Source organism: Archangium sp., assembly GCF_057119385.1.
The window spans coordinates 1-24,588 of the sequence record NZ_DBNGVP010000226.1 but is presented as its reverse complement, the minus strand read 5'-3'; the positions used below and the strand labels follow the sequence as shown (position 1 = coordinate 24,588).

Here is a 24,588-nt window from a genome sequence, read left to right as displayed (position 1 = left end):
CTTCTACAACCGCCAGCGGCGGCACTCTTCGCTGGGCTACGTCAGTCCAGTGGATTTTGAGCTTGCGGCCTTACCGCAGAAGTTGGCATCTTAACCCTACTGTCCACGTAACCGGGGCAAGCCCACTTCCACTCTCTCCGGCCGGCGAGGCGTTACCCCCGCCTTTGGATACGGCGCTCCTCATCCGAGCGCCGGAGGGACTTCAACCCTCCTGACCAGTGCGCTGCCCAGCGCACACTACGAACCGTCCGACTTCCTCTGCCCGCTCATCATCGGCGTACGGCCTTGGCCTTCCCGATGCGTCCCGCCCGACTTCGGCGGGCGAGCAGAGGATCTCCCGGTTCTCGCGCATGGAGTGTCCGTGCATGCGAGGGGTCTCCGACCGCGCGGGACCGCCCCCGGGCTCGCCTGCGGGCACCTCGTGCCCGTCTCCTCTTCAACCAAGCCAATCCGGTGAACGGGTTACTGTCCAAGCTATACGAAGCCCCAGACGTTCCTATCACCCTTGGAGAAGATGACGGAGGGCGCGTTCCTGGACTACGCGGACGCGTGTGGCGCCACGCTGGCCCGGGCACACGCGCGCACCGGGGACGCGGCCACCATCGCCGGCTACCTCGGCGGAGGCCCCTGCTTCGACGAGGCCGTGGCCGACTTCGCCATCCGTCAGGAACTCACGCAGCTCAAGACGAATCCACAGCAGGCCCACAACACGGAAGGCTTGACACGCTATAACGACATCGTTATAGATGAAAAAGAGGTGGGCGGTTGCCACAACCATCTCCATCGAGAAGTGCGGAGACCGTGACGTGAAGTCGACGCTCTGAAGTGCAGAGTCCGTGAAGTGAAGTGACGTGAAGTGACGTGAAGTCGACGCTCTGAAGTGCAGAGTCCGTGAAGTGAAGTGAAGTCCACGATCTGAAGAGCAGAGTCCGTAAGTGCAAAGTCCGTAACGTGACGTGAAGTCCGTGACGTGACGTGAGTCCATGACGATCGAGGTCTGCGAATTCGCGCAGACAACCGGAGAGAGACGATGACCGCCAACTACAGATGTAGACAGAGGAACAATCTTGTTTATGAATATATCATTCTATCGATCAAAGCAGGGTAACAGTCCCGTAGAGAAGTATCTGGACGATCTTGATGGCCGACAGGAAGCGAGAATTTCCGCTGCACTAGAGGACATCATGGTTCATGGCCTGCAGGAGACGACCGTCCGACGACGTACCATCAAGGGCAAGCTGCGCGAGTTGAAAATCGACCAATACCGCATTTTCTATGTTCTCGTTACTGGTCCCAGCATGGTGATTCTCCACGCGTGCAAGAAGCAGGGACAAAAAGCACGTAAGGAGGATCTGGATATCGCCAAATCCAGAATGAAAGACGTGCTGGACGCCAACTGAGCGGGCGTTACTGAGCGCTATGTCACAATGACATAGCGCTCCTCAGCCCGAGCCATTCCAATGCCTACCAAGAAGCAAAACCCTTATATTGGAGGTAGCCTCGAAGAATTCATTGAACGCAGGAGGACACAGAGTTCTACCTTTGCTGCACTGCACGATGAGGAATTCAACAAGCTCGCTCTAGCAAGACAGGTACGCGAGCTGCGTGAGCAGCAAAATCTCAGTCAGGCGGAACTTGCAGCCCGAGCTGGAACGAAACAACCAGCCATCGCCCGAATCGAGAGCGGTAAGGTGCTGCCACGGCTTGATCTGCTGCACAAGATTGCTGCGGCTCTTGGCATGCGGCTGGAGATCCATTTCGCCAAGTAGACCCGAGAGCAGAAGAACCCTTTCCAGCAGGGCTGAGTTCTCGAAACCCAACTTCGCGAGATGCTCTCCCCCTCCCCCTTTTAAAGGGAGGGGGTTGTGTCGTTTGATTCAGCCCGCGCGGAAGCGGGCGTCGAAACGGTGGGCGCCGGGCTCGCGCTTCACGCCCTGGTCCGCGTTGGCCGCCAGGTGCTCCAGCACCTTGAACACCGTCTCCACCTCGTCCGGCGAGCCCACCGCCGTGGCCAGCTCCTCCGCGGTGTGGCCCTTGGCCTTGTCCCCGCGCAGCTTCGCCAGCACCTTGCGCTGTAGCTCCAGCACCGCGCCCGCCGCCTTCTTGCCCGCCTCCACGCCCGGCTGGTGGTACGCGTTGATGTTCACCAGCGACGCATACAGACCCACGGCCCGCTCGTAGAGCGCGATGAGGGCGCCCAGCGTCCGCGCGCTCACGTCCGGCACCGTGAGCGTCATCGACTCACGGCCCTTCTCGAAGAGCGCCCGCCGCGTGCCCAGGAAGAAGCCCAGCAGGTAGTCTCCACTGGTGATGTCCTCCTCCACGCGCATGGACGTCCCCTCGCGGTCCTTCAGCACCTCCACGAAGGTGGCGAAGAAGTTGTTCACGCCCTCGCGCAGCTGCTGCACGTACGCATGCTGGTCCGTGGAGCCCTTGTTGCCGTAGACGGCGATGCCCTGGTTCACCACCTTGCCGTCCAGGTCCTTCTCCTTGCCCAGCGACTCCATCACCAGCTGCTGGAGGTAGCGGGAGAGCAGCAGCAGCCGGTCCTTGTACGGGAGGATGACCAGGTCCTTCTGGCCGCGCCCGTTGCCCGCGTGGAACCACATGAGCGCCATGAGCGCGGCCGGGTTGCGCAGCATGTCGCGCTCGCGCGTCGCCACGTCCATGTCCCGGGCGCCCGCCAGCATCCCGTCGATGTCCAGCCCCTGCAGCTTCGCCGGCAGCAGGCCCACCGCCGACAGCACCGAGGTGCGCCCGCCAACCCAGTCCCACATGGGGAACGTCCGCAGCCAGTGGCCCTTCTTCGCGTAACGGTCGAGCTCACTGCCCTCGCCCGTCACCGCCACCGCGTGCTTGCCGAACTCGAGGCCCTTCTGCTGGTACGCGCGCTCGGCCTCCACCATGCCGTTGCGCGTCTCCTTGGTGCAGCCCGACTTGCTGATGACCACGGTGAGCGTCTCGGCGAGCTTGCTCCCCAGCTGCGCCACCACGCGGTCCATGCCGTCCGGGTCGGTGTTGTCGAAGAAGAACACCTGCATCCGATCCGCCGCCGTGCCGAGCGCATCCGCCACCAACTGCGGCCCCAGCGCCGAGCCGCCGATGCCCACCAGCAGCACGCGGGTGAAGCGGTCCGCCTTCGGAGGCTTCACGCGGCCGGCGTGCACGTCCTCGGAGAAGGCGCGGATGGAGGCCACCGTGTCCTGAATCTCCTTCGTGAGGCCCGGCTCGGGGGCGAGCTCGGGGGCGCGCAGCCAGTAGTGGCCCACCCTGCGCTTCTCGTCCGGGTTGGCGATGGCGCCCTTCTCCAGCGCCGCCATGGCGTCGAAGGCCTTCTCCATGGGGCCGCGCATCCGCTCGAGGAAGTCCTCGGCGAAGCCCATGCGGGACACGTCGAGCGTCAGTCCCACCGACTCCACCCCGCACAGGTACTTCTTGTAGCGCTCCCACAATTGACGCTCGGTCATCGTATTTCCCCTCGGCTTCGAATCCCTGGTTTCGTTCGGCCCGTTCCTACCGCCATGGGCGGTGCGGGGGAATGGGTTTGATGCGGGCCACGCCCGGGGCCTGACACTGCCCCCCCCCCGCACGTGTCGAAGTCCGGTGGTCATCCCTCGGTGAGGCCGCCTGCTTGATGGACGCGCCAGCTCTGTCCCATCATCGCTCTCCATGAGCCAGCCCTGGATGCTCGAGACGCCCGCGCCGCAGGCCGACGCGCGGATTCCCTACGGAGAGCGGACCCACCAGTTCGGAGACCTGCGGCTGCCGCGGGGCGAGGGCCCGCACCCGGTGGTGGTGATGGTGCACGGCGGCTTCTGGCGGGCGCGGTACGACCTGGAGCACGTGGGCCACCTGTGCGCGGACCTCACGCAGCGGGGCTACGCCACCTGGAGCCTCGAGTACCGGCGGGTAGGCCATCCGGACGGAGGATGGACGGGCACCTTCGAGGACGTGGCCCAGGGGACGGACTACCTGCGCACGCTGGCGACGCGCTACCCGTTGAACCTGGAGCGGGTGGTCATCATGGGCCACTCGGCCGGAGGACACCTGGCGCTGTGGCTCGCGGGGCGCGGGAAGCTGAAGCCGGGGCAGCCGCTGTACACGGAGAAACCCTTCCAGCCGAAGGGCGCGGTGTGCCTGGCGGGCGTGGTGGACCTGGAGCGGGCCTTCGAGCTGCGCCTGGGGGACGGCATCGTCGAGTCGCTGCTGGGAGGTACACCCGCGCAGGTACCGGAGCGCTACAAGCTGGGGTCTCCGGCGGCGCTGTTGCCGCTGGGAGTGAAGCAGGTGCTGGTGCACGGGGCGGAGGACACCATCGTCCCGCTCACCGTGAGCACCGGGTACCACGAACGCGCGACGAAGCTCGGGGACAGCGTGAAGCTCGTGAGCCTGCCGGGCGCGGCGCACTTCGAGGTCATCGACCCGCGCGCGAAGGAGTGGCCCAAGGTGGTCGAGTCGGTGGCTTCGCTGCTGTGAAGTTCGCGAGCCAGGGGTCTAGAATCCAGGGGCCCGTCCCTGAACCCTGGAGGCCGTACTGTGAAGCGATGCGTCGCCGCATTGTTGGGTCTGTTGCTGCTCGCTCCGATGGAAGCCTTCGCCACCAAGGAGGTGACGTTCGAGCGCGTGGAGTTACTCGACGGCTCGGTGACGGCGTCCTGTGATGATGACGGGGTGCTCGACACGGGCGAGAGCGCGCGCGTGCGCGTCACCCTGCGCAACAGCGGAACCGAGCGGCTCAAGTTGACGAGCATGACGCTCTCCAGCGCGGACCCGGACGTCTCCTTCCCCAAGGGACCGGCGGTGTACTTTCCCCCCGCGGATCCGTCCACGTCCTTCAGCGTGGAGCTGCTGATGGCGCTCTCGGGCGCCGCCACCCCGCGCGATATCTCCCTGAACATCGCCTACCGGGACGACGAGCAGACGGTGCCCGGAGACAAGACCCACACGGCGACGTACCGCGTGAACACGGACGAGCTGCAGGGAACGCTCGAGACGTGGGAGTCCGCCCGTCACCCGTGGACCGTCCCCCCTGCCCCGGCGGGCGGCACGTCCTGGACGCGCGAGTATGACCCGGTGGGCGCGAACACGTTCTTGCGGGGACCGAACAACAAGGTGACCGCGGATCTCCCGCTCGTCTCGCCGCCCCTGCAGGTGTCGGCGACGGAGGCGTTCCGAGTCATCTTCCAGCACCGCTACACCTTCGAGGCGAGCCCCGCCGGCTACTACTTCGACGGCGCCGTCATCGAGCTGAGCCAGGATGAGGGGAAGAGCTGGGTGGACGTCGGCGGCGCCGTGAGTCCCGCCTACGACGTGACCCTCGATGCGGGAGGGGACAACCCGCTCAAGGGCCGGCGGGCGTATGGAGGCCAGAGTCCCGGGTACCCCGCGTTCACCGAGGCCACCCTCGGCCTCGGCACCACGTACGCGGGGAAGACGGTGCGCCTGCGCTTCCGCATCGGCACGGACGCCAGCACGGGCGCCACGGGTTGGGACCTCGATGACCTTCAATGGGAGGGGGTGGTGGACAAGCCCTTCACCACGCGGGTGGCCCACCGGGACGTGTGCATCAACCGGGTGCCGGTGGCGAACGCGGGCGAGGACCAGACGCTCGAGGAGGGGCGCCTGGTGACGCTCTCCGGCAGCGGAACGGATCCCGAGGGCGCGGCGCTCACCTACGCGTGGACGCAGTCCAAGGGCCCGTCCGTGACGTTCAGCGACGCGAGCGCGTCCAGCCCCACCTTCCTCGCGCCCGACGTGCCGAGGGACACGGAGCTCCAGTTCGAGCTGCGGGTGAGCGATGGGGTGAACACGAGCCCGCCGGACGTGGTGCTCGTGAAGGTGCGAAACATCCCACTGCCGGTGGCACGTGCGGGGGTGGACCAGGAGGTCCGCGAGGGCAGCGGGGTGACGCTCGACGGCTCGGGGTCGACAGTTCCGGTGGACTCGGAGCTGAAGTACCTCTGGACACAGCAGGGGGAGCCCACGGTGAACCTGATGCAGGCGGGCCCGAGGGCCATGTTCAACGCGCCGGAGGTGGACGGGGAGCTGGTGCTCACCTTCCAGCTCCAGGTGGAGGACGCCCGTGGACAGACCAGCGGGGACACCGTCACCGTGCGAGTGGTGGACAGGGAGCCGCCGCGGGTGCCGGGCAAGGGCTGCGCCGCGGGCCCGGAGGGCGGAGGGCCCACGACGGTCCTGTGGCTGCTCTCGGCGCTCGGCATCATCCTCGGAACCCGCGGTTCCCGCGTCACACCCGCCGGACCGCATCGCCCCTGAACGCCGGGGTTTTTCTTTCTCACGCCTCGGAGCGCCCACCTATCTCGGGGAAGCGCGCATAGGCTCGCTTGAGGGCCTCGAGGTGCTCGGGCTTGTCCAGGTCGAGCGGCGCCGCGGTGAGACTCACCACCCATCCCCCCGACGCAGTGCGCCTGGCGCGCGACAACAGCTCCGCGTCGCGCGAGGGGTCCGGGAAGCCGATGGCCTCCGCGGCCGCGGCCGACCAATAGTTGATCCACCCAAGGTATCTGGGAACCTTGGGCGAGCGGATGTTCCACGGGAGCTTGAGCATCGGCAGGCCAAGAGGTGGCCCGTCTGGGTTCCCGAGCTTCGGCCCTACCTGCGCCGCGATCACCAATCTCAGGGGGCCGGGCGCCACGGTTCCCCACGTGGCGCGCACGCCTTCCGCGACGTTCTCCAGCATGTCCACTGCCGCAGCGACAATGGGCTCGTCCTGCGGGAGCGTCGCGTGAACCGTCAGCCGCGGCTCGCCTCCCGGACTCGAAATCGCGCTCTCCCGTCGCCCTCCCATCGTCACCGGGTAGCTCTCATCGCCATTGCACAGCAAGCCAAACTTGCCGTCGGCGGCCGACCTGGCCAGCCACGCACCGCGCTGCGCGAGCGCGACGGGCCGCCCCGCGTCCGAGAGCCGCCACGCCAGGCGCAACCCGGGCACTGCCCGCTCCATCCCTTCAACGGCCGCGAGCGGGCGCCCGTCGTCGCACGTGAGCGCTGGCGCGAAAACGTGGAGATACAACTCGGCTCGATCGGTCATCATTTGCACCCTGTGACGACGACATCAACCCGCCTTGTTCACCAGAAGGGCTGGAGCCCTCCCGCACCCCACCGAGGGTACGCCGCGGCGAGGCCTACCCGGAAGTCCGCCCCGCGCGCGCCTTGGCTCGAAGGGCCTCCCAGAGCCGCGCGTGGTGGAGCAGGATGACCTTGATGCCGCTCCGGACGGCTTCGGACTCCAACGCCTGCTTGCTCATCTGCGTGTGCGCGTCGAGCGCCTCCATGATGGCGTTCATGAGCGTCCAGCGCACGGCCTCGAGCCGGCTGGCCACGACGACCATCGCCTTGGCCTGTCCTTCGAGCAGCGGGGCCACGTGGGCGCGGTAGTGCTCCACCACGATTCGCACCTTCTGGGCGGGAATCCAGGTCAGTCGTGAGGCACGCTTCCAGGAGTATTTCGCCTACTGTGTCTCGTCTATCCGGATTTCAGAAGAGTTCCGCCAGTCTCTGGGGTCACTGTTGGAGGCGCCGATGACTTCCGCACTGCTGGTGCTTGTACCTCCGCCGCTCCCGTCCTCCCCCACGGGAGGGAGGCGCTACCTGACGCGCCTGGAAGCTTCGCCTCGCTGGGCCTGGGGGTGGACCATGCGCGCGGAGGCCCTGGCGCTCAGGAGGGCGGCGCTGCTGCTGGGGGCCGTGCTGCTCTCCACCGGCTGCGTCACGCTCGGGCCGCGACACGGCGGTAGCTCCGAGCGGGCCCCCCACGCCCTCTCCACGCTCCGGGAGGCGGGCGCCACGGTTCCCCCTCTCGGGGCGCCCTCCCCTGTCGCTTCCACGGAGGCGGGCGAGCATGCATTCTCCTCCGGGACGGGCGGGCAAGAGCGGCTGCACCGCCGCCGCGGCGCCCGCGGGCTGGGCCCGGACGCCGCCCTGGCGAGCGCGGGCCAGGCGCCCGCGTCCGAGGTGGCCAGCACGGGGCCTGTCCCCGAGGAGCCGCCCTCGTGCGGAGGGCAGGCCGTGCCCCCGGGCTGGCCCGACTTCTCTTCCAGCCCCGAGGAATTGCTGGCGCCCTTCCTCACCTGCACCTCGCCCGGGGAAGTCCTCGCCCTGCAGCAGCGCGTGGACATGCCCCGGCTGCTGGAGTCCCTGGACGACTGGAGTGCCGTGCGCCTGGGCGCCCTGGGCCCACCGCGCGAGGACGTCGCCCGCCAGCTCAACGACAAGCGCACCTCGCTTCTCGAGAAGGCCGCCGGAGCCTATGGGCGCCGCAACGCCCAGGTCCTCTCCGTCCTCATCGTCGACTCGGCCCATGACGATGACCTCAGGGAGATTCTCTTCCTGCTGGCCCGGGACAAGCGGCTGGAGGAGGTCCTCGGGCTGCTGCCCGCTTTCCAGGCGGCGCTGGAGAAGCGGGGGCTGAAACCCGCGGCCCTGGATGGGCAGGAGTTCGCATTCCACCCCCTCCGCGGCCAACTGCCGCCGGAGTACCAGGAGGCCCTCGAGAAGGCCGAGAAGGAGTGGGTGCTCAACGCCTCGGCGGACGACATGGCGGTGCGTGCGTTTGACCACGTCACCTTTGGTGTGCCGCTGGGCAGCTACCACTTCGTCGCCACCTCCCTGCATGGCGTGGGGTTGCTCTGGAACGGCGAGCTCGAGGAGGGCACGCGTGAGGCGGCCCCCGCGTTGGTGCTGGCCCTCATCGGGGGTTACAAGGGCGTGCGCTCCCTCGCCAAGGGGGAGGGCGCCGCGGGCGTGCGCTCGCGCCTGCGCACCGGGGTGGAAGCCGCGGAAGCGCGGCTGCGGGCCCTGCTCGAGACGGCGCGGCAGCTCCAAGGGGTGATGAACCTGCAGGGCCTGCGCGACCTGGCGGGGTACATCCGGGCCAGCCGTGAGGCGGGGCGCTTCGTGGCCGAGGGAGGGGCGGACGCCGCGCTGGCGCTGTACGAGGCCCGGGGAAATGTGGCCAGGGCCCGGCCGCTCCTGTCCAAGGCAAGACCTGGGGCCTCGGGCTCCCCGCCCGCGAAGGGCGGGGCGGGTGCCGGGAAAGCCGCCGCGGCGGATGACGCCGCACGCCCCTCCGCCAAGACGTCCCCTGCCTCAGAGAGCCCCGGCACCCTGGCCTCGCTGGTGGACGAGGGCGTAGGCCATACGCGGGAAGTGGTGGCGGCGAGGCTGGCGGCGGCGGAGCTGGAGGCCACGGGTCCGCGCCTGCCCAGGGACGTGGCGGTGCTCGAGAAACACCGCCCCTCCCTCGACATCCCGCCGCCCGAGGCCCGGGGCAACCCGCGCTGGCGCGAGTACGTGGAGTACTACCACGAGCGCTTGAGAGAGGTGGAGCAGGGCAAGGCCAATAAGGGCCCCCTGAAATGGGAAGGCTACGAGCAGTTACGCGGGTGGTTTGCCCGGGGGCTGGCCTTCGAGCGCGACATGGTGAAGCTGCTGCAAGAGGACGCGCTGAAGCCTCGGGCCGAGCGCCGCTTCCTCGGGGACTTCGACAGGCCCCGCGTCGAAATCCAGGTCGGCGTGCGCAAGCCGGGTACCGGCCTGCGCTACGCGGATGTGCTGGTCATCGAGGAAGGCGCGCTCGGCGGAGGGCCACGGCGCGTGGAGGCATTCAGTTTCAAGAGCCGCGACCTCTCGGGGTTGAGGGAAGGAGCCTTGAAAGCTCAGATGATTGAGGATGCGAGCGAGGCTCTACGGAAATACGGCGAGAGGCTGAACATCCGCCGAAGCTCCCTCCAGCCCCTTCTCCCAGGAGGCCGCGACGTGCAGGTCTCGAGGGTCCGCCTCATCTACGAGGGGGGCGATCTCAAGCCCAAGAGCGTAGTCGACTTGGATGCCGCCGTTGAAAAAACCCAGAAAGAGGTTCCGGGAGTGGAGGTGTCGTTCCAATGAAGGTGCTGGAATTTCATGATTCGAGGGACGAGGACTACCTCCGGTTGTCACTCAAAGGGTCATTCAATCCACAAGCGGAACTCAAGAGCGAGTTGGAGCCTTTCTTCAACGCACTTGAGGAGTACGCCGACGGGTGGATGCCGGACGTTGTCAGCGGAAAGCGGCAACGCAAGTATTCCCGTCCTTCCTGCTGGAAGGGACTAGAGGAGCGGCGCCGCGAAAGAACATCGGGAATCGGGCTCTATCGGACGAAGTGGCCCGCATTGGACATGTCGCTCTCGCTCTCATTCCCACCGCTTCCACCTGAGTTGGGTGTGACCACCAAAGTGAAACCGCTTTCCTTTTTCGCGGAGGCGGAGAGTTGCCGAAAACTGGTGGAGATGGTGCGCGCCTGGGCCTGCCGCTATCCCGTCACACACGCGTGGGCGCACAGCAGTGATGACGCAGCGTTGGCAGGCGCTCCCCGCTTTGGCCGCGATCAGCAGACCTCCATTCGAGACGGCTTCGACAAAATCTACATGGTGTGCTGGCTCAACGTCTTCGGCGCCAGGTTGGTGGAAACGGTCGGCCGCGAGCGCATGCTGTCCACCCCAGCCCACCGGGTGGAGGAATTGCCCAACGGCTCCGTCCTGCTGGTGACGTGGCCCACCGCGGCGGACTTCGCCAGCAAGGAGGCACGGCTCGCACAGGCTCGCGCCCACGCCCACCTCCGGCCGGACCTCGACTTCGACACCGTACTGCGCACCTTGCACGAGCGCAGTGCCATGCTCGCCCCCGTGGAGCCCCGCTTCCACCCGGACCTGGCCCCGCTTCTCTCCCGGGTGGTGGACGGCGCCGCGAGTCACGAGCGCCAGCGGAGGATCGCCGAGCTCAACGCGTGGTGCCCTCCTGAGCCCGAGGAGTGGCGCCCTGCTGACTCTGCCCTTCCTGCGGATGTGGATGACCTGGAGCGCGCGCTGGAGCAGTACAGCCTGTACGCCGAGCACCTCGTGGCACTGCTGCACTCGGAAGTCCCCTCCGTCTTCAAGGCGACGCCCGAGTCGCTCACGGATGCGGACTTCTACTTCTGGCGCGAGGAATTCCCGAAGAGCCGCCTGCGCGAAGCCATCGACGAGCACGCGGTGCCCGCCATTGGCGCGTACCTGGGGGAGGTGCTGGTGCGCAACCTCGGCGGCCGGTGGATTCCGCGCCAGAAGCTCGAGGAGGCCCAGGTCCTCGTGGGCAACCGCGCGTGGCTTCCCTTCGTCCGGGCCCGCAACTACATGCGCTCGCGACAGTCGCTGCTGGACTACTCCCTCACCTGGCTCTACCGCGTGGCCGAGCGGCACCGGGGCTGACGGGCGGAACGACACGGTGCCTGCCGCCCCGCTCCATCGGCGCCCACAGTCCTGCGCCTTCCCGCCTTATTCACCAGAAGGGCTGGAGCTCTCCCGCCCCCACCGAGGGTACGCCGCGGCGCGGCCTACCCGGAAGTCCGCCTCGCGCGCTCCTTGGCCCGAAGGGCCTCCCATAGCCTCGCGTGGTTGAGCATTCGGACTCCAACGCTTCCTTGCGAGTGCGCCTTCCTGGAGGACTCGGCGCCGCCGGACCGCACCGAGCTGGGTGAGCGCACTGCGCCATGCCGAGGTCCCTGGGCGGGGCCGCCCGGGCACCCGTCATTCATTCATTCCGGAACCACTCGGCTGGGATGCCCAGTGCGGTGAGAATCCGCTCCGGTGAGCGCTCACCTTTGATGTCGCTGAAAACCGGGAAGGGTGGAACCGCATACGGCGGTTGCGCGAACTGTCCGATGCACTCTCCTCCCCGAAGTACGCTGACGTAAAATGTGTCCAGGCCCGGTGATGCTGTCACCCCATATACGGTGGAATGAGGGAGTCGTTCTGAAAGAGTCACGTGAGCGAAGCCCATGCTTCCTGTTCCGCCAGTGAGAAGGAGCCCTTGCGGCGTATCCTCCAAGCGGTAGTGACCTGGAACGAGTGGCGCGCCGGCATCTTCCTCGAGTACACGGTTCGCCTCCTGCGCACGGATTCCTTCCACCAGTGCGGCTTTCCGGAGCGGCTTGCTCGCGGCCACGTCCGAAGATTCATCGCTGTCCGGCAAGGGGCAGCCCAAAGACTTCGCCAGAGCCTCTGGCGCTACTTCCTGGACCTCGCCCACGCCGTTTCGCCAAGACATGACGAGCCATGGATCATTGGCGCAATCAATCGAGTACACGGGCTGCTGCACCTCGAGTGAGACTTCCTCCGCGATTCGCAGCTCGGCTCCTATATCCATGGGGTCCGTCCCCGCGATGGCGCTGTAGCGGCCATTGCCGGAGATGACCTCGAAGGGCGGCTCCTTTCCGTCCTCCTCGTCCGCTTCCGTCATCACAATGGCCCGGGCACGGCGCTCGAGCCATGCGGGCTCTCCTGGAGCCAGTATCGCCCAGTAGGTAGTGCGGCTCATGGCGCGCCTCCAGAGAGTTGCTCCGGCAGCTTGAGTGCCGCGCGCAACTGCCTTGTCTTCTCTAGTATCTGGGCTTCCTCTACCTGGATGAGCATTGTTCCTGGTGCGTTCTCCTGAAGAAAATCAAGGAGCTTGAATTGGGTCGGTCTACTCAGTTCGTCTGTGCTGACGAGGAATGGTTTTCCGCGAGGTGCCTTGGCTGCATCTGTGATCTGCTTGAGCAGGCGCTGGAGTTGCTCGATCAGTGTCTTCTGTGCTTCGTCGAGCCTCGTGAGCCCGTGACGGCCAGACCATGCGTTCAGTGCCTTGCGCCACCTGGTGTCATTCCAGCCTTTGACTTCCACCCCGTGTTGGGTTCTCAGGCGGTCCGTCGAAGTCAACTCGAGATCGATGACTCGCCCCCCTTCCAGCTTCACCTGCCGCCCCGTCAGCCGATGGCCTGGAAAGAGTTTCTGCGCATTCCGCTCTGTCAGCATCTCCCCTGCGATTCCCCGGAGTTGTTCACGCGCCTTCAGTTGCCTGGTCCAGTTCCCCGGTTCCGCTGCGGCCTGCTGGAACAGCCTCCAAGGCGTCTTCTTGTCCCTGGCCATGAAGTCGAGGTCCTCCATGGCGAGTCCCGTGGCTCGCAGCCAGCCCAGGTCCACGCCACCCGTGCAGGCTTTTCTTGCCAGAACACTCAATGCCTCTGCGTCTAGTGCCTGGAGCCCGATGAGCCACCTGGCCTCTTTCAAGAAGGCAAGCGGGTCAGCCAGGCCCGGTGATCCCGAATGTCGCAGCAGTTCGGCCAATGCAGGTTTCGCCGCACCGTGACCCGTGGTGCGCAGTGACTCCACCGCGGACAGATATGCGTGTGCCTTGTCCGCGGGCAGGGCCGCCGCGCGTCGTGCCACGGAGCTGTAGGCACGCCCCATTTCCTGGCTCTCCGCAGCCAGTTGCTTGAGCGCCTCCAGCGTCTTCTCGGCCACCTCTGCGGCGAGCCCCGCGCCGCGGATGCCACCGAGGGCCCGTGCGGCGGCCATCTCCCCGCGGATGGCGAAGAAGGCCTGCTTGAAGACCTCGGCGCCGCCAGGAAGGGAAAACCGCAGTCCTTCTGTTGTCGCAACCGCCCTGCCCTCGGCGAGCATCCGCTCCAGCGTTTTCACCAGGGCCTGGACGGACTCCACCGACTCATGCAGTCCGGACGAGGCCCGGGCGCCAGCCGCGCTCAACGCCAGCCCTCCCCGGTGGACCAGCTCGCGTCCCATGCCCGAGGTGGCGAGCTTGGAGATGTCCCGGCCAGCGAGCACCACCATGGCCAGGTCATGCACTGCGAGAAAGTCTCGGCCTTCGGGCGTCCGCGACAGCTCGTCCCGGTGCGTGTCCACCACCGCCAGAGCCGCCACCAACGAGATGCGGCCCACGAACAGGCGCACCGCCGCTCCGCGTGACGCCGCCAACGTGCCGCCTCGAGCGGCTGTGGCTGGCACTCCTGTCAACAGCGGCGCCCGCGTCAGGCCAGAAACGGCGCCATACACCAGGTGCATCTCGCTGATGCGGCTCACCGCCGACCCCACCAGTGCCGTGTCCGGCGTGGAAGCGAGCAGGGCCAGCTCCATGGCCGTCATCAGGTGCGTGCGCGGTTGTGGCCCGTGCACTTCCACCCGCACCCATTCCAGCGGGTGCAGAGCCCGGCTGCGCGGCGCCTCGTCCACCGAGGACAGGTAGCGCGCCTGGAATTCCTGCCGCACCGGTTGGAAGTACAGGGCCATGCGCCTGGAGGGCCCCACCGCTTCTCCGGGCAGAGCGGGTTCGGCGCCCAGGCGCACCCCCTGCTGCTCCTCCCACGCCTCCGGCGCCACCAACATCGTGGACACCAGCCCAGAGGGGACGTTGAGCAGGTATGTCCTCTCGCCCTCACGGCCCAGGTGAAAGGTGGGCAGGGACTCGAGCAGGTCCAGCACGAGGGGAAACGAGGCGAGCGCCTTCTGGGTGAAGGCTTGCCCCAACAACACCTTGCTGTCCGGCGCGTTGCTGCCGAGCAGCTTCTCCAGTACCCCACTCGAGGTGAGCTTGCGCTCGAGAGGTGGAAACTCCCGGTCAGGAGTGGACACCACCACACGCGCGAGCAGGTGCACTGCCTCCTCTTTCATGTCGGAGGTGAGCGCATGGCCTGTAAGGAGGGTGTTGAAGATGCCCAGCCGCTCGCCCGGGGTGAGCAGGGCGAGCACGTCGTGCTCGAGGGAGACAAGGGGCTGGGGCGCTCGAGGTGTCGCCGTGGCGAGGGCTGTCTGGAGCAGCTCTCGTCGCAAGGCCGCCAACTCGCCCGTACCGCCTCCCAGCCCCGGCCGCCAGTCTCCCGGTCGAATGAGGAGCGTGCCTGGGTAGTACCAGGAGGCAGTGCCCTCGGGGTCCTCGAGCGGGTCGGGAACGCCAGCAACGGTGTTGAATTCGGCGCTGTAGCCCCGCCACCGCCCGTCCTCCCCGGGGATGATGACGCGCGGGCCTCCACGAGGAGCGTTGCGCACGCGCAGCTCCGCACGCTCCAGGGACGTCTCCTCGGTGAGCAGCAGCAGGGTGCGCACCTGGACGCTGGAACCATCGGCGAAATAGAAGCGGCCCACCACGCTGCCCGGGGCGAGGACGGGCGAGCCATCCGTGACGCGGTAGCCCGCCTTGAAGCGTTTGGAGCGCAGGGCGATGGCCTTGAGCAGGGGCTCGGCGGCTTCTCCGAGGATGAGCCCGCGCCGCGACTCGTCCTTCAAGGGCTCGAGCGCCTGGAGGTACCGGTCGAAGTAGCTCTGCCCGGCCCCGTCCAGAATGTCCGAGCGTTGAGCCCATCGCAGGCAGCGTTCCACGAGCGCGGCGGAACCGGCCCTGTCCAGGGGGGCCGCCGAGAGCTGCGAGCGGCTCCACGCGACATCCGCCTCCAGTTGTGCATCCAGGGCGTGGCGCAGGGTGGCGAGCACCTGGGGCACGAGCGCCTGCGGGTGGCGCACGCGCACGCAGACGTGGAGGCCTTCCTCGGCGTTGGAGGGGGGCGCTCGGGGCTCGAGGTCGAAAGCGCCCGCCGCCGCGGCATCCCCGAAGAGCCGCGAGGCGATGTCCTCACGCGAGGCGTACCGGGGAACCCAGAGCAGCTCGGGCCGAGCCGGGTCCACTTGAACGGGGATGGGAGCCAGTTCGGACGAGAGGATGGCCTGCGCGCCGGGCTCGTCCCCGAGCGTGTCCTCCTGCTCGGGCTCGGACGGTTCGTCCTCCAGCCACTCTGGCGGAATCTCCTCCGTGGGGGGGAGGCGCCAGGTGCGCTCCAGGGCGGGCTCCCCCGCGTGCTTCCAGTCCCATTCATAAGTGAGGGTGAGGTACTCGCCGGCGCCCACTCCCTCCGGGACGTCTACCTCCACCTCCTCCCGTCCGCGCTCGCGGTTGACGACCCGCGGCAGGACCTCGGGCCGGTAGGCCTCGAGCGAGTCCACCCGCAGTCGCTGGTCCTCGCCCCAACCGAGCGCCGCCGCGGCGATGACTTCTCCACCCGCATTCACCACCAGACGGCCGGGATCCACCACACGCAGGGCGAGCACGCCCTCCTTCCAGTCCTCCAGGCGGGGGCTGAGGGCTTCGGCTCGTGAATGCGTTTCGGCCGAGAGCGTCACCCTCACCCGTCTCGACTCCGCGCTGGCCGCGCCCATGCTGGCCATGAGACAGCTCGCGAGCAGGAGGGCCTGGAAACCACGAGTGGACATGCTGCACCTCGGCGAGGCCTACCCGGAAGTCCGCCCCGCGCGCGCCTTGGCCCGAAGGGCCTCCCAGAGCCGCGCGTGGTGGAGCAGGATGTCCTTGATGCCGCTCCGGACGGCTTCGGACTCCAACGCCTGCTTGCTCATCTGCGTGTGCGCGTCGAGCGCCTCCATGATGGCGTTCATGATTTCGCTCTGGAGATCCGGCGAGTTGGCGAACTGCTCCTGGGTGTTGTTCGCCGCCTGCTGCACCAGCGTTTCGGACTCCAGCAGCTTCCCCATCAGGACGTCATTCACGTAGACGAGCTTGTCCTGCTCCGACAGCTCGCCCTCGAACAGCGTGTTCACCTTCTCGATGATGTCATGGAGCCGGGCGCGCTCCTTCTCCTGCACGCTGCCGCCGCCCGTCTCGATGAGGGGATAGAGCAGCGGCTTCTCCCCCGCCGCGAGCAGCATCGGGGCCTTGCCCTGCTGCTTCAGCGTGTGGTGCGTGAGCTTGACCTTCGAGAGATCGATCGCCTCGCGCTCGCGTCCGAACTCGAGCAGCGGTAGCAGGCGCTTGTAGAAGAGGGCCCGCTTCTCGATGGCGGTGCTGGCGTAATCGAAGATCTGCGAGAGGAACGTGTAGAGGCGCAGGTACGCGCCCATGTCCGACTTGAAGAGGACGAGGGCATCGAGCTCGGCCTTGGCGTCCCGGCTGGCCTGGGTGTTGGACGCCGCGGTCGCGGCCGAGAGCGCCGCCTGCGCGGCCTTGAATCGCCTCGTCAGCCGGTCCACCACCGGCTCGAGGGCCTTGATCAGGTCGCTCTGCTTCGCCTGGGGGTTCAGCTCCACGCCCACCACCCGGTCCACCTCGAAGTCGTCGTAGTGGCCGGAGGCGTCGAGCTTCGCGCGCAGGTCGAATACGAGGTTCGGGTCCGTCGTGGCCGCGAGCTCCGCCGTCGTGTAGTACGTCTTGAAGGCCGCGAGGACCTCGGCCGGGTCGTTGGCGAAGTCGAGCACGTACGTCGTGTCCTTGCCCGGGTGCGCCCGGTTCAGCCGCGAGAGCGTCTGCACCGCCTGGATCCCCGCCAGACGCTTGTCCACGTACATGCCGCACAGCAGCGGCTGATCGAAGCCCGTCTGGAACTTGTTGGCGACGAGCAGCACCTGGTACTCGCCGCCCTTGAAGGCCTCGCGGATATCGCGGCCCTTCAGGCCGGGGTTCAGCGTCCGGCTGTGCTCCGTGAAGGGCTCCGGGCCGGACTCCTCGTCGAGGACCTCGCCGGAGAACGCCACGAGCGTGCCCAGCAGATAGCCCCTCTCCTGGATGTACTTCTCCATGGCGAGCTTCCAGCGCACGGCCTCGAGCCGGCTGGCCACGACGACCATCGCCTTGGCCTGGCCCTCGAGCAGCGGGGCGACGTGCGCGCGGTAGTGCTCCACCACGATTCGCACCTTCTGGGCGATGTTGTAGGGGTGGAGCCGCACCCAGCCCATGAGCTTCTTCAGCGCGGCGCTCTTCTCCACCTGCTTCTCGTCCAGCTCCTTGCCCTCGTGGGCGAGCCTGAAGGCGAGGCCGTACGGCGTGTAGTTCCTCAGCACGTCGAGGATGAACTTCTCCTCGATGGCCTGGCGCATGGAGTAGACGTGGAACGGCGTGGGGATGTTGTCGGGCGCGGGCTTGCGCGACGGGTCCGGCCGGGTGCCGAACAGCTCCAGCGTCTTGGGCTTCGGCGTGGCCGTGAACGCGACGAACGTGATGCGTGAATCATCGGCGCGTGACGCCATCTGCGAGGCCAGGACGTCTTCACTGCTCACCTCGCCGCCATCGTTGAACGCGGCCAGCTCCTCCGGGGAGAGGACGGCCTTGAGCTTGGAGGCGGCCTCGCCGGTCTGCGAGCTGTGGGCCTCGTCGGCGATGACCGCGAAGCGCTTGTGCTGCGCCGCGGCCAGCCGGCGCACTTCCTCGATGGCGAAGGGGAACGTCTGGAGGGTGCAGACGACGATCTTCTTGCCGCCCGAGAGCGCCTGGGCGAGCTTCGCGCTCTTGCTGCCGTCCTCGCCGGTGATCTTCTCCACCACACCGGTGGTGCGCTCGAAGTCGAAGATGGCCTCTTGAAGCTGGGAGTCGATGACGGTGCGGTCGGAGACGACCACCACCGTGTCGAACACCTTCTGGTGCTGGGCGTCGTGCAGCTCGGCCAGGAAGTGCGCCGTCCACGCGATGGAGTTCGTCTTCCCCGACCCGGCCGAGTGCTGGACGAGGTACTTCGTGCCGGGCGCATCCGCGAGCACGGCGGCCTGGAGCCTCCGGGTGACGTCCAGCTGGTGGTAGCGCGGGAAGATGACGCGGGAGATCTGCTTCTTCTTGTCGCGCTGGGCGATGAGGTAGCGCCCGAGGATCTCCAGCCAGCTCTCGCGCGCCCAGATCTGCTCCCACAGGTACGCGGTGCGGTGGCCGCCGGTGGGGTTCACGGGGTTGCCCGCGCCGCCGTCGTTGCCCTGGTTGAAGGGCAGGAAGACGGTGTCCGGCCCCTGGAGCCGCGTGACCATGTGGACTTCGCTGTTGCTCACCGCGAAGTGCACCAGCGCGCCATGGGGGAAGGAGAGCAGCGGCTCGGCGGCCTGCCCCTTGGGGTGCGGCAGCCGGTCGAAGCGGTACTGGTCGATGGCGTCCGTGATGCTCTGGGTGAAGTCGATCTTCAGCTCGGCGGTGGCCACCGGCACGCCGTTGAGGAAGAGCACCAGGTCGATGCAGTTCTCGTTGTGGACGGAGTAGCGCACCTGCCGCACCACGCGCAGCCGGTTGGCCTCGTAGCGGGCGAGGATGTCGGGGTTGATGGCGAGCACGGGCTTGAACTCGGCCAGCTTGAGCGGCTGCTTGAGGCCCAGCAGCTCGATGCCATGGCGCAGCACGTCGAGCGTGCCACGTTGGTCGAGCTGGTCTCGCAGGCGATTGAGCAGCGTCTCCTCGGCCTTGCCACCGTGGTTCTTCGTCAGCGTCTCCCACGCCTTGGGCTGCGTGGCCTGCACCCAGGCCAGCACGTCAGGGGGGAAGAGCGCCCGAGCCTGGTCGTAGTCGGCGGCGTCGCCCTTGTAGTAGAGCCATCCATGGGCCGCGAGATGAGCGCAGATCTCTGACTCGAAGCTGATTTCCTTGTGGAGGCTCACGCGGCGGCCCTGTTGGCGATGGCGCGAACGTCGATCTGGCCGGTGACAGCGGCGGAGATCAGTGCAGCACGGCGCTCTTGGAGGAGTTCGATGGCACGCTCAGCTTCCAAGATCAAGGCGTCTAACGAACGAGTCTGCTCGCCAACCTTCTCAATGATCTGCCGTTGCTCAACCAGCGGGGGCAAAGGGATAGAAACATCCTTTACATCGCCACAATTGAGGTGGGGATGCAGCGCCCCAGTTTGAATCGAGAGCAAAGACTGAAGCCCATACTCCGCCTTCATAACCAAGGCGATCCAGGCCCCCTCAACAACCTCACGGACAGGTGATACAATAATTAGAGCATGACAGTTACATCCAGCAAACTCATCAGTCACGACTGCGGCTTGCCCTATGTCTCCAGTCTGAACAACAAGAACATCGCCAGCCTCCAAGATTGACTTGGAGTGTTGGCGACTCCACTCCGCTGAAACAAAATAGGGCACATCGAAGCGGATCTTGTTGTCCTTGATGTGAAGCGACTGCAAGTATCGAATTCCATCATCAACAAAGATATCGCGGGTTGGCCCAACGTACCCGTTCGTTATCTTGGTGCTCAAAGACGAAACTCTCCGTATCTTCCAGTGCGCGGGTACCTCGCCCAGCCATTCCACGTTGGAGGGTTTCTTGGGCACGTTGGGACTCAGTCCCTGCGTGACGGCGTGGGAGATGATTGCTTGGCGCTTCTCCTTCAGCAGAACAATCAACCGCTGCTGCTCAGCCACCAGTGCGTCGATCTTGGCGGTCTCACGCTCCAGGAATGTGACGATAGCGGTTTGCTCTTCAGGTGGCGGAAGAACAACCGGAAGTTCCATCAGATTCGTAGATGAAATAGATGCGAGATTCGTGCTCTGCTTGGCGCGTGTTTTGAAGTAGAATTGTGCGTAACCGGATCCAGTGATTGCGCTCAGCCATTCGGAACGGACGCCGCGCGGACGCACTGCGAATACATGATTCTGCGTGATGCAAGGGTCGATTTGCCCATTCCACACGCAGCCTCGACCAAGTTTGTCGAAATCCCCGCCTTCATTCATCAACACATCGCCGGGCTTGAGCGAATAGCGTGCCAGGTCGGCTACAGGGATCTCCATCAGCGCGACATCATCCAGGTCCAAGTAGCCATTCTGCACATTGGCGACTCGCAGATATGGCACTGCGATGGTGCTCCGTCCGGCATGATCTTTCCCTTTGGCCATACCGGTATTGACATCGGCAATGTGCTTGAGTTCGACGACCGTCCAATGCGCTGGCACCTCGCCCAGCCATTCAACGCCGCTGTCCTTGTACTGCGGGTAGCGAGGGAAGCTCATTGCGAGAGCCCTCCGATCATCGACAGGATGCGGTCGGTGACGCCCTTCAGGTCCTTGTCGATCTCCGCGAGCGGGCGCGGCGGCTTGAAGACGTAGAAGTGCCGATTGAAGGGAATCTCGTAACCCACCTTCGTCTTCTCGTGGTCGATCCAGGCATCCGGCGCATGGGGCAACACCTCGCGCTGGAAGTACGCCTCCACGTCCTCGGAGAGCGGGACATTCTCCGTGTCGCGCAGGTTCGCGTCCGCCACGGGCTTGCCCTTGCACTTGCCCTTCGTGCCCAACACCCGGTTGCCCTTGTCGTCACGCTCGGGGCGCTCGACCGTGATGGTGCGGTAACCGAAGTCCTCGTTCTTGAAGATGCGGCTGATGGGCACGCCCTTCCGCGTCACCTTCTTGAAATCGCCGAAGATGCGCGTGATGTCATCAATGTGATCGGGGCTCAGCTCCTTGCGCTTGCTGCCGAGGCTCTTGCGCATCTTCTGGAAGAAGCCGCCCGCGTCGATGAGCTGCACCTTGCCCTTGCGTTGAGCGGGCTTGCGGTTGCTCACGATCCACACGTAGGTGCTGATGCCCGTGTTGTAGAACATGTCCGTGGGCAGGGCGATGATGGCCTCCACCAGGTCGTTCTCCAGCATGTAGCGGCGGATCTCGCTCTCGCCCGAGCCCGCCCCGCCGGTGAAGAGCGGCGAGCCGTTGAGGACGATGCCGAAGCGGCTGCCCCCATCCTTGGCCGGGCGCATCTTCGAGACCAGGTGCAGGAGGAAGAGCAGCGAGCCATCGCTCACACGCGGCAGGCCGGGGCCGAAGCGGCCGTCGTAGCCGAGCTGCTCGGCTTCCTTGCGGACCTCCTTCTCGATCTTCTTCCACTCCACGCCGAACGGGGGGTTCGAGAGCATGTAGTCGAAGTGCTTGCCCACCAGCCCGTCCGCCGAGAGCGTGTTGCCGAACTTGATGTTGGCGATGTCCTGCCCCTTGATGAGCATGTCCGCCTTGCAGATGGCGTACGACTCGGGGTTGAGCTCCTGGCCGTACATGACGAGCCGGGCCCCGGGGTTCACGCCGGCCAGGTGCTCGCCGGCCACGCTCAACATGCCGCCCGTGCCGGCCGTCGGGTCATAGATGGAGCGCACGACGCCCGGCTTCGTGAGCGCGTCATCGTCCTCGAAGAAGAGGAGGTTGACCATGAGCCGGATGACTTCGCGGGGCGTGAAGTGCTCTCCGGCGGTCTCGTTCGAGAGCTCGGCGAACTTGCGGATGAGCTCCTCGAAGACGAGCCCCATCTGCGCGTTGCTCACGAGCTTGGGGTGCAGGTCGATGTGCGCGAACTTCTCGGTGACCAGGTACAGCAGTCCGGCCTTCGCGAGCCGGTCGATCTGCGTGTGGAACTCGAAGCGCTCGAAGATGTCGCGCACCGCGGGCGAGAAGCCCACCACGTAATCGCGGAGGTTCTCGCCGATGTTGTCCGGGTCGCCCATGAGCTTCTTCAGGTCGAGCGGCGACGTGTTGAAGAAGTGCTGGCCGGACTTCTTGAGCAGGAAGGGCTCGGGGTTGAGCCCGGCCTTCTCGCGCAGCAGCTTCTCCGCGAGGACGGCGGGCTTGGTCGCCTCGAGCACGCAGTCGAGGCGGCGCAGCACGGTGAACGGGAGGATGACCTTGCCGTATTCGGACTGCTTGTAGTCACCGCGCAGCAGGTCCGCGACGGACCAGATGAACGCGGAGAGGTTGGGCTCACTCATGGCCACATCCTACCTCGGGAGAGCGGCGCGGGCTGATTCCATTGAGTCATCGCGCCCATGAGCCCGTGTCCTCGGCTGCTCCCCGGGATGACGGCGAACCCGGAGCTTGCCGCCCCGGACGGGGTCTGCCACGTTCCCTCCCCCATGATGACGTTGCCTGGCAGGAGCTGGGAGCGGACGGACATGAAACCAATGGCGCTACGGGTCAAATGCTTCTCCAAGCCAGTAAAGGCTCGGTGCTGACGTGGCACATCTCGAGGATTTTGAAATGGACGAGGCCCTTGGAATCCTGGACGCCGCGAGCAAGCGGTATCAGGAGGGCTCGAAAGAGGAGGCGACCCTCCAGCTGGCCGCGATTTCGCTTCTCTACATCCGGCGCATCAAGAAGCTGGACGACTTCCTCAATTATTATCAAGAATTCTTCGACCCCTCATTCGAGGTCAAGGTTTCTCATACGTTCGCGACCCGGAAGGATGCTGATGCGTGGCTATCCAGTGGAAAGGCGGCCGACGGAGAACTCGTCAGCATCGCGGGCCAGGGGTTCCAGGTCATCCCATTGCCGAGAGGGCTGAGTCTTCTCAGGACGCCTCTTCCAGAAGAACTCGGGCCCCCAGGCGCCGAGTAGGGCCACGCGCCCCCGCCCCTCCATGGAACCACCTCCGCGTCGGAAACTCCGGGGAAATCTCAGGACCGGTGTAGGGTGAAAGCTTTCGAGAAGCTCGTTGAGGAGTTCGCCTATCACGTCCAGGCTCAAACCGAGCAGATCATGGGAGGTGATGCGAAGCTCGGAAACAAACACGCGAAGAAAGCCATCGCCGCATTCATGCAACTGCGCGCCAGTGGGGATGCGGGACGGGATGCGCTCGCGGTGCTCTTCACGCATCCGCGGATGGACGTGCGGGTGTCGGCGGCCGCGCTGCTGTTGCGCCATCGCACGGCGGAAGCCAAGGCGGTCTTGGAGGAAGCAGCGAAAGGCAAGGGACTGGTCCCGTTTGAAGCATCCGAGGCGTTGAAACGCTGGGAAGAGGGCACATGGGCCCTGGACCCCGCCGGGGATGAGGCGGGGCCACCAGGAGCAGCCTACCCGGCCCCGCCAGTCAAGCGCAGCCGGCCGCGCACGGAACGCGCCGCACCTGACCGACGGAGGGGGAGCAAGCGGGACAAACCCGGCGGGTGATTCAAAAGGGAATCTGGAAATGAGACTAGAGTGCCTCGCGGAGGCATTCGCTTGAGCACGCAGTCGAGGCGGCGCAGCACGGTGAACGGTCAGAACGTCAGAAACGGCATTTGGCCATGATTGATTTGCAAGGTCTCGTGGCGGAGTTCGCGCGGCATGTGCAGGCGGAAACCGAGGCAGCCTGGCGGGGTGACTCCAAGACCGCGAACAAGCACGTTGATCAGTACCTGGCCGTGTTTGACAAACTGCGGGCTCATGGTGGCACCGGACGGGATGCGCTCGCGGTGCTCTTCACGCATCCGCGGATGGACGTGCGGGTGTCGGCGGCCGCGCTGCTGTTGCGCCATCGCACGGCGGAAGCCAAGGCGGTCCTGGAGGAAGCCGCGAAAGGCAAGGGACTGGTCCCATTTGAAGCATCCGAGGCGTTGAAACGCTGGGAGGAGGGAACGTGGGCCCTGGACCCTGCCGGGGAGGAGGCGGGGCCACCAGGAGCAGCCCGCCCGGCCCCGCCAGTCAAGCGCAGCCGGCCGCGCACGGAACGCGCCGCACCTGGCAGACGCAAGGGTAGCAAGCGGGACAAACCCGGCGGCGGGTGATTCAAAGGGGAATCAGGAAGTGAACCTGGAGAGCCTCGCAGAGGCCCGCGTGGGCAGGGTGAAGCGTTCCCTTACGGAAAGGTCACGCCGTCGAAGGACTCGCTCCCGCGGCCTGCGTCCTGGCCCCACCACTTCAGGGTGAAGGTGCCGCGCGCCGCCTCTTCCGTCATCTCCACCTCCACCCCCACGCTGAGCTTCTCGCCCGGAGCAAGGGATTCCTGCGTCCACACGCGCAGCACCTTCCACTCCTCGCCCTTCGGTCCCACCAGCACCGCCCCCGCGGGCGTCCAGGGCGTGCCGCCATTGTTCTGTGATTGCTGCACCACGGCCAATCTCACCACCCTCCGCCCCTCCTCCAGGCACGTGGTGTCCGCGCGGTAGCCGAGGGCCTTCATGGACTGGAGCGTGTTGCCCGGGCGTGAGATGACGCTTTCAGTGAGGTCCTTGCTGGCGATACCGCCCTCCCCCAGCAGCCCCTGGGTGAGCAGGCCCAATACCCCCCGTTGCCCG

16 protein-coding genes and 3 pseudogenes are annotated in these 24,588 nt (G+C 66.3%); 10 read left to right on the top strand and 9 right to left on the bottom strand.

The features are described from left to right. Positions 1–499 precede the first annotated feature (499 nt). The 3 genes and pseudogenes from AC16DP_RS50840 to AC16DP_RS50830 form a co-directional block, all read left to right on the top strand. A pseudogene (locus tag AC16DP_RS50840) lies at positions 500–805 on the top strand (DUF2252 family protein); the annotation flags it as partial. A 268-nt stretch (positions 806–1,073) separates the two neighbouring features. Further along, entirely contained in the window at positions 1,074–1,400 is a 327-nt protein-coding gene (locus AC16DP_RS50835) for a type II toxin-antitoxin system RelE/ParE family toxin (RefSeq protein WP_329725346.1), read from the top strand. Positions 1,401–1,460: 60 nt separating this feature from the next. After that, entirely contained in the window at positions 1,461–1,769 is a 309-nt protein-coding gene (locus tag AC16DP_RS50830; protein ID WP_329725347.1) for a helix-turn-helix transcriptional regulator, read from the top strand. Between the two features lie 108 nt (positions 1,770–1,877). Here the strand turns inward: AC16DP_RS50830 and AC16DP_RS50825 are convergent, their stop codons facing one another. Then, a complete protein-coding gene (locus AC16DP_RS50825) occupies positions 1,878–3,467 on the bottom strand; it encodes a glucose-6-phosphate isomerase (RefSeq protein WP_329725348.1) in 1,590 nt (529 codons plus the stop codon). A 202-nt stretch (positions 3,468–3,669) separates the two neighbouring features. Here AC16DP_RS50825 and AC16DP_RS50820 point away from each other — a divergent pair, with 202 nt between their 5' ends. Next, positions 3,670–4,476 carry an alpha/beta hydrolase gene (locus tag AC16DP_RS50820; protein ID WP_329725349.1) on the top strand — a complete coding sequence of 269 codons (807 nt, stop codon included), beginning with the start codon at positions 3,670–3,672 and terminating at the stop codon, positions 4,474–4,476. Positions 4,477–4,536: 60 nt separating this feature from the next. Next, the gene (locus AC16DP_RS50815; protein ID WP_329725350.1) at positions 4,537–6,276 is read left to right on the top strand and encodes a PKD domain-containing protein; all 1,740 of its coding nucleotides are present in this window, start codon (positions 4,537–4,539) and stop codon (positions 6,274–6,276) included. 19 nt (positions 6,277–6,295) lie between these two features. On the opposite strand, the gene AC16DP_RS50810 is transcribed toward AC16DP_RS50815, so the two are convergent. Both AC16DP_RS50810 and AC16DP_RS50805 read right to left on the bottom strand, forming a co-directional pair. Then, positions 6,296–7,054, bottom strand: a complete 759-nt coding sequence (locus tag AC16DP_RS50810; RefSeq protein ID WP_329725351.1) for a DUF5953 family protein — start codon at positions 7,052–7,054, stop codon at positions 6,296–6,298. Between the two features lie 91 nt (positions 7,055–7,145). Continuing rightward, positions 7,146–7,418: a hypothetical protein gene (locus tag AC16DP_RS50805; RefSeq protein WP_329725352.1), complete on the bottom strand. Its 273-nt coding sequence runs from the start codon at positions 7,416–7,418 to the stop codon at positions 7,146–7,148. Between the two features lie 124 nt (positions 7,419–7,542). Here AC16DP_RS50805 and AC16DP_RS50800 point away from each other — a divergent pair, with 124 nt between their 5' ends. Beyond that, the gene (locus tag AC16DP_RS50800) at positions 7,543–9,906 is read left to right on the top strand and encodes a hypothetical protein (RefSeq protein WP_329725353.1); all 2,364 of its coding nucleotides are present in this window, start codon (positions 7,543–7,545) and stop codon (positions 9,904–9,906) included. Continuing rightward, positions 9,903–11,243, top strand: a complete 1,341-nt coding sequence (locus AC16DP_RS50795; RefSeq protein ID WP_329725354.1) for a hypothetical protein — start codon at positions 9,903–9,905, stop codon at positions 11,241–11,243. Before AC16DP_RS50800 ends, AC16DP_RS50795 begins: the two co-directional genes overlap by 4 nt. Positions 11,244–11,565: 322 nt before the next feature. Here AC16DP_RS50795 and AC16DP_RS50790 read toward each other — a convergent pair whose 3' ends face one another. Genes AC16DP_RS50790 through AC16DP_RS50770 form a run of 5 tightly spaced genes read right to left on the bottom strand, consistent with a single transcriptional unit; the run spans position 11,566 to position 22,305 of the window. Further along, a complete protein-coding gene (locus AC16DP_RS50790) occupies positions 11,566–12,351 on the bottom strand; it encodes a hypothetical protein (RefSeq protein WP_329725355.1) in 786 nt (261 codons plus the stop codon). Beyond that, complete coding sequence (locus tag AC16DP_RS50785) at positions 12,348–16,070, bottom strand: hypothetical protein (RefSeq protein WP_329725356.1); 3,723 nt, start codon at positions 16,068–16,070, stop codon at positions 12,348–12,350. Before AC16DP_RS50785 ends, AC16DP_RS50790 begins: the two co-directional genes overlap by 4 nt. A gap of 18 nt (positions 16,071–16,088) precedes the next feature. Next, entirely contained in the window at positions 16,089–19,217 is a 3,129-nt protein-coding gene (locus AC16DP_RS50780; protein WP_329725357.1) for a type I restriction endonuclease subunit R, read from the bottom strand. After that, positions 19,214–20,566, bottom strand: coding sequence for a restriction endonuclease subunit S (locus AC16DP_RS50775; RefSeq protein ID WP_329725358.1), 1,353 nt, complete (start codon positions 20,564–20,566; stop codon positions 19,214–19,216). The genes AC16DP_RS50780 and AC16DP_RS50775 overlap by 4 nt, the downstream gene beginning before the upstream one ends. Further along, on the bottom strand, positions 20,563–22,305 hold the full coding sequence (locus tag AC16DP_RS50770) for a type I restriction-modification system subunit M (RefSeq protein ID WP_329725359.1): 1,743 nt from the start codon (positions 22,303–22,305) through the stop codon (positions 20,563–20,565). Before AC16DP_RS50770 ends, AC16DP_RS50775 begins: the two co-directional genes overlap by 4 nt. A gap of 268 nt (positions 22,306–22,573) precedes the next feature. On the opposite strand from AC16DP_RS50770, the gene AC16DP_RS50765 reads away from it, so the two are divergent. The 3 genes and pseudogenes from AC16DP_RS50765 to AC16DP_RS50755 all read left to right on the top strand — a co-directional run bounded on the left by AC16DP_RS50765 (position 22,574) and on the right by AC16DP_RS50755 (position 24,078). Further along, complete coding sequence (locus AC16DP_RS50765; RefSeq protein WP_329725360.1) at positions 22,574–22,930, top strand: hypothetical protein; 357 nt, start codon at positions 22,574–22,576, stop codon at positions 22,928–22,930. A 75-nt stretch (positions 22,931–23,005) separates the two neighbouring features. Continuing rightward, a pseudogene (locus AC16DP_RS50760) lies at positions 23,006–23,353 on the top strand (DUF2019 domain-containing protein); the annotation flags it as partial. Positions 23,354–23,598: 245 nt separating this feature from the next. Then, the gene (locus AC16DP_RS50755; RefSeq protein ID WP_329725361.1) at positions 23,599–24,078 is read left to right on the top strand and encodes a DUF2019 domain-containing protein; all 480 of its coding nucleotides are present in this window, start codon (positions 23,599–23,601) and stop codon (positions 24,076–24,078) included. 71 nt (positions 24,079–24,149) lie between these two features. On the opposite strand, the pseudogene AC16DP_RS50750 reads toward AC16DP_RS50755, so the two are convergent. Next, positions 24,150–24,588 (bottom strand): annotated as a pseudogene (locus AC16DP_RS50750) (hypothetical protein); the annotation flags it as partial.

What these genes read in the sequence shown, in the direction of transcription:
- AC16DP_RS50825 (WP_329725348.1), bottom strand. Translation starts at nt 3,467, where the DNA reads ATGACCGAGCGTCAATTGTGGGAGCGCTACAAGAAGTACCTGTGCGGG.
- AC16DP_RS50835 (WP_329725346.1), top strand. Translation starts at nt 1,074, where the DNA reads ATGAATATATCATTCTATCGATCAAAGCAGGGTAACAGTCCCGTAGAG.
- AC16DP_RS50810 (WP_329725351.1), bottom strand. Translation starts at nt 7,054, where the DNA reads ATGATGACCGATCGAGCCGAGTTGTATCTCCACGTTTTCGCGCCAGCG.
- AC16DP_RS50830 (WP_329725347.1), top strand. Translation starts at nt 1,461, where the DNA reads ATGCCTACCAAGAAGCAAAACCCTTATATTGGAGGTAGCCTCGAAGAA.
- AC16DP_RS50795 (WP_329725354.1), top strand. Translation starts at nt 9,903, where the DNA reads ATGAAGGTGCTGGAATTTCATGATTCGAGGGACGAGGACTACCTCCGG.
- AC16DP_RS50775 (WP_329725358.1), bottom strand. Translation starts at nt 20,566, where the DNA reads ATGAGCTTCCCTCGCTACCCGCAGTACAAGGACAGCGGCGTTGAATGG.
- AC16DP_RS50765 (WP_329725360.1), top strand. Translation starts at nt 22,574, where the DNA reads ATGGACGAGGCCCTTGGAATCCTGGACGCCGCGAGCAAGCGGTATCAG.
- AC16DP_RS50800 (WP_329725353.1), top strand. Translation starts at nt 7,543, where the DNA reads ATGACTTCCGCACTGCTGGTGCTTGTACCTCCGCCGCTCCCGTCCTCC.
- AC16DP_RS50820 (WP_329725349.1), top strand. Translation starts at nt 3,670, where the DNA reads ATGAGCCAGCCCTGGATGCTCGAGACGCCCGCGCCGCAGGCCGACGCG.
- AC16DP_RS50785 (WP_329725356.1), bottom strand. Translation starts at nt 16,070, where the DNA reads ATGTCCACTCGTGGTTTCCAGGCCCTCCTGCTCGCGAGCTGTCTCATG.
- AC16DP_RS50770 (WP_329725359.1), bottom strand. Translation starts at nt 22,305, where the DNA reads ATGAGTGAGCCCAACCTCTCCGCGTTCATCTGGTCCGTCGCGGACCTG.
- AC16DP_RS50790 (WP_329725355.1), bottom strand. Translation starts at nt 12,351, where the DNA reads ATGAGCCGCACTACCTACTGGGCGATACTGGCTCCAGGAGAGCCCGCA.
- AC16DP_RS50755 (WP_329725361.1), top strand. Translation starts at nt 23,599, where the DNA reads ATGATTGATTTGCAAGGTCTCGTGGCGGAGTTCGCGCGGCATGTGCAG.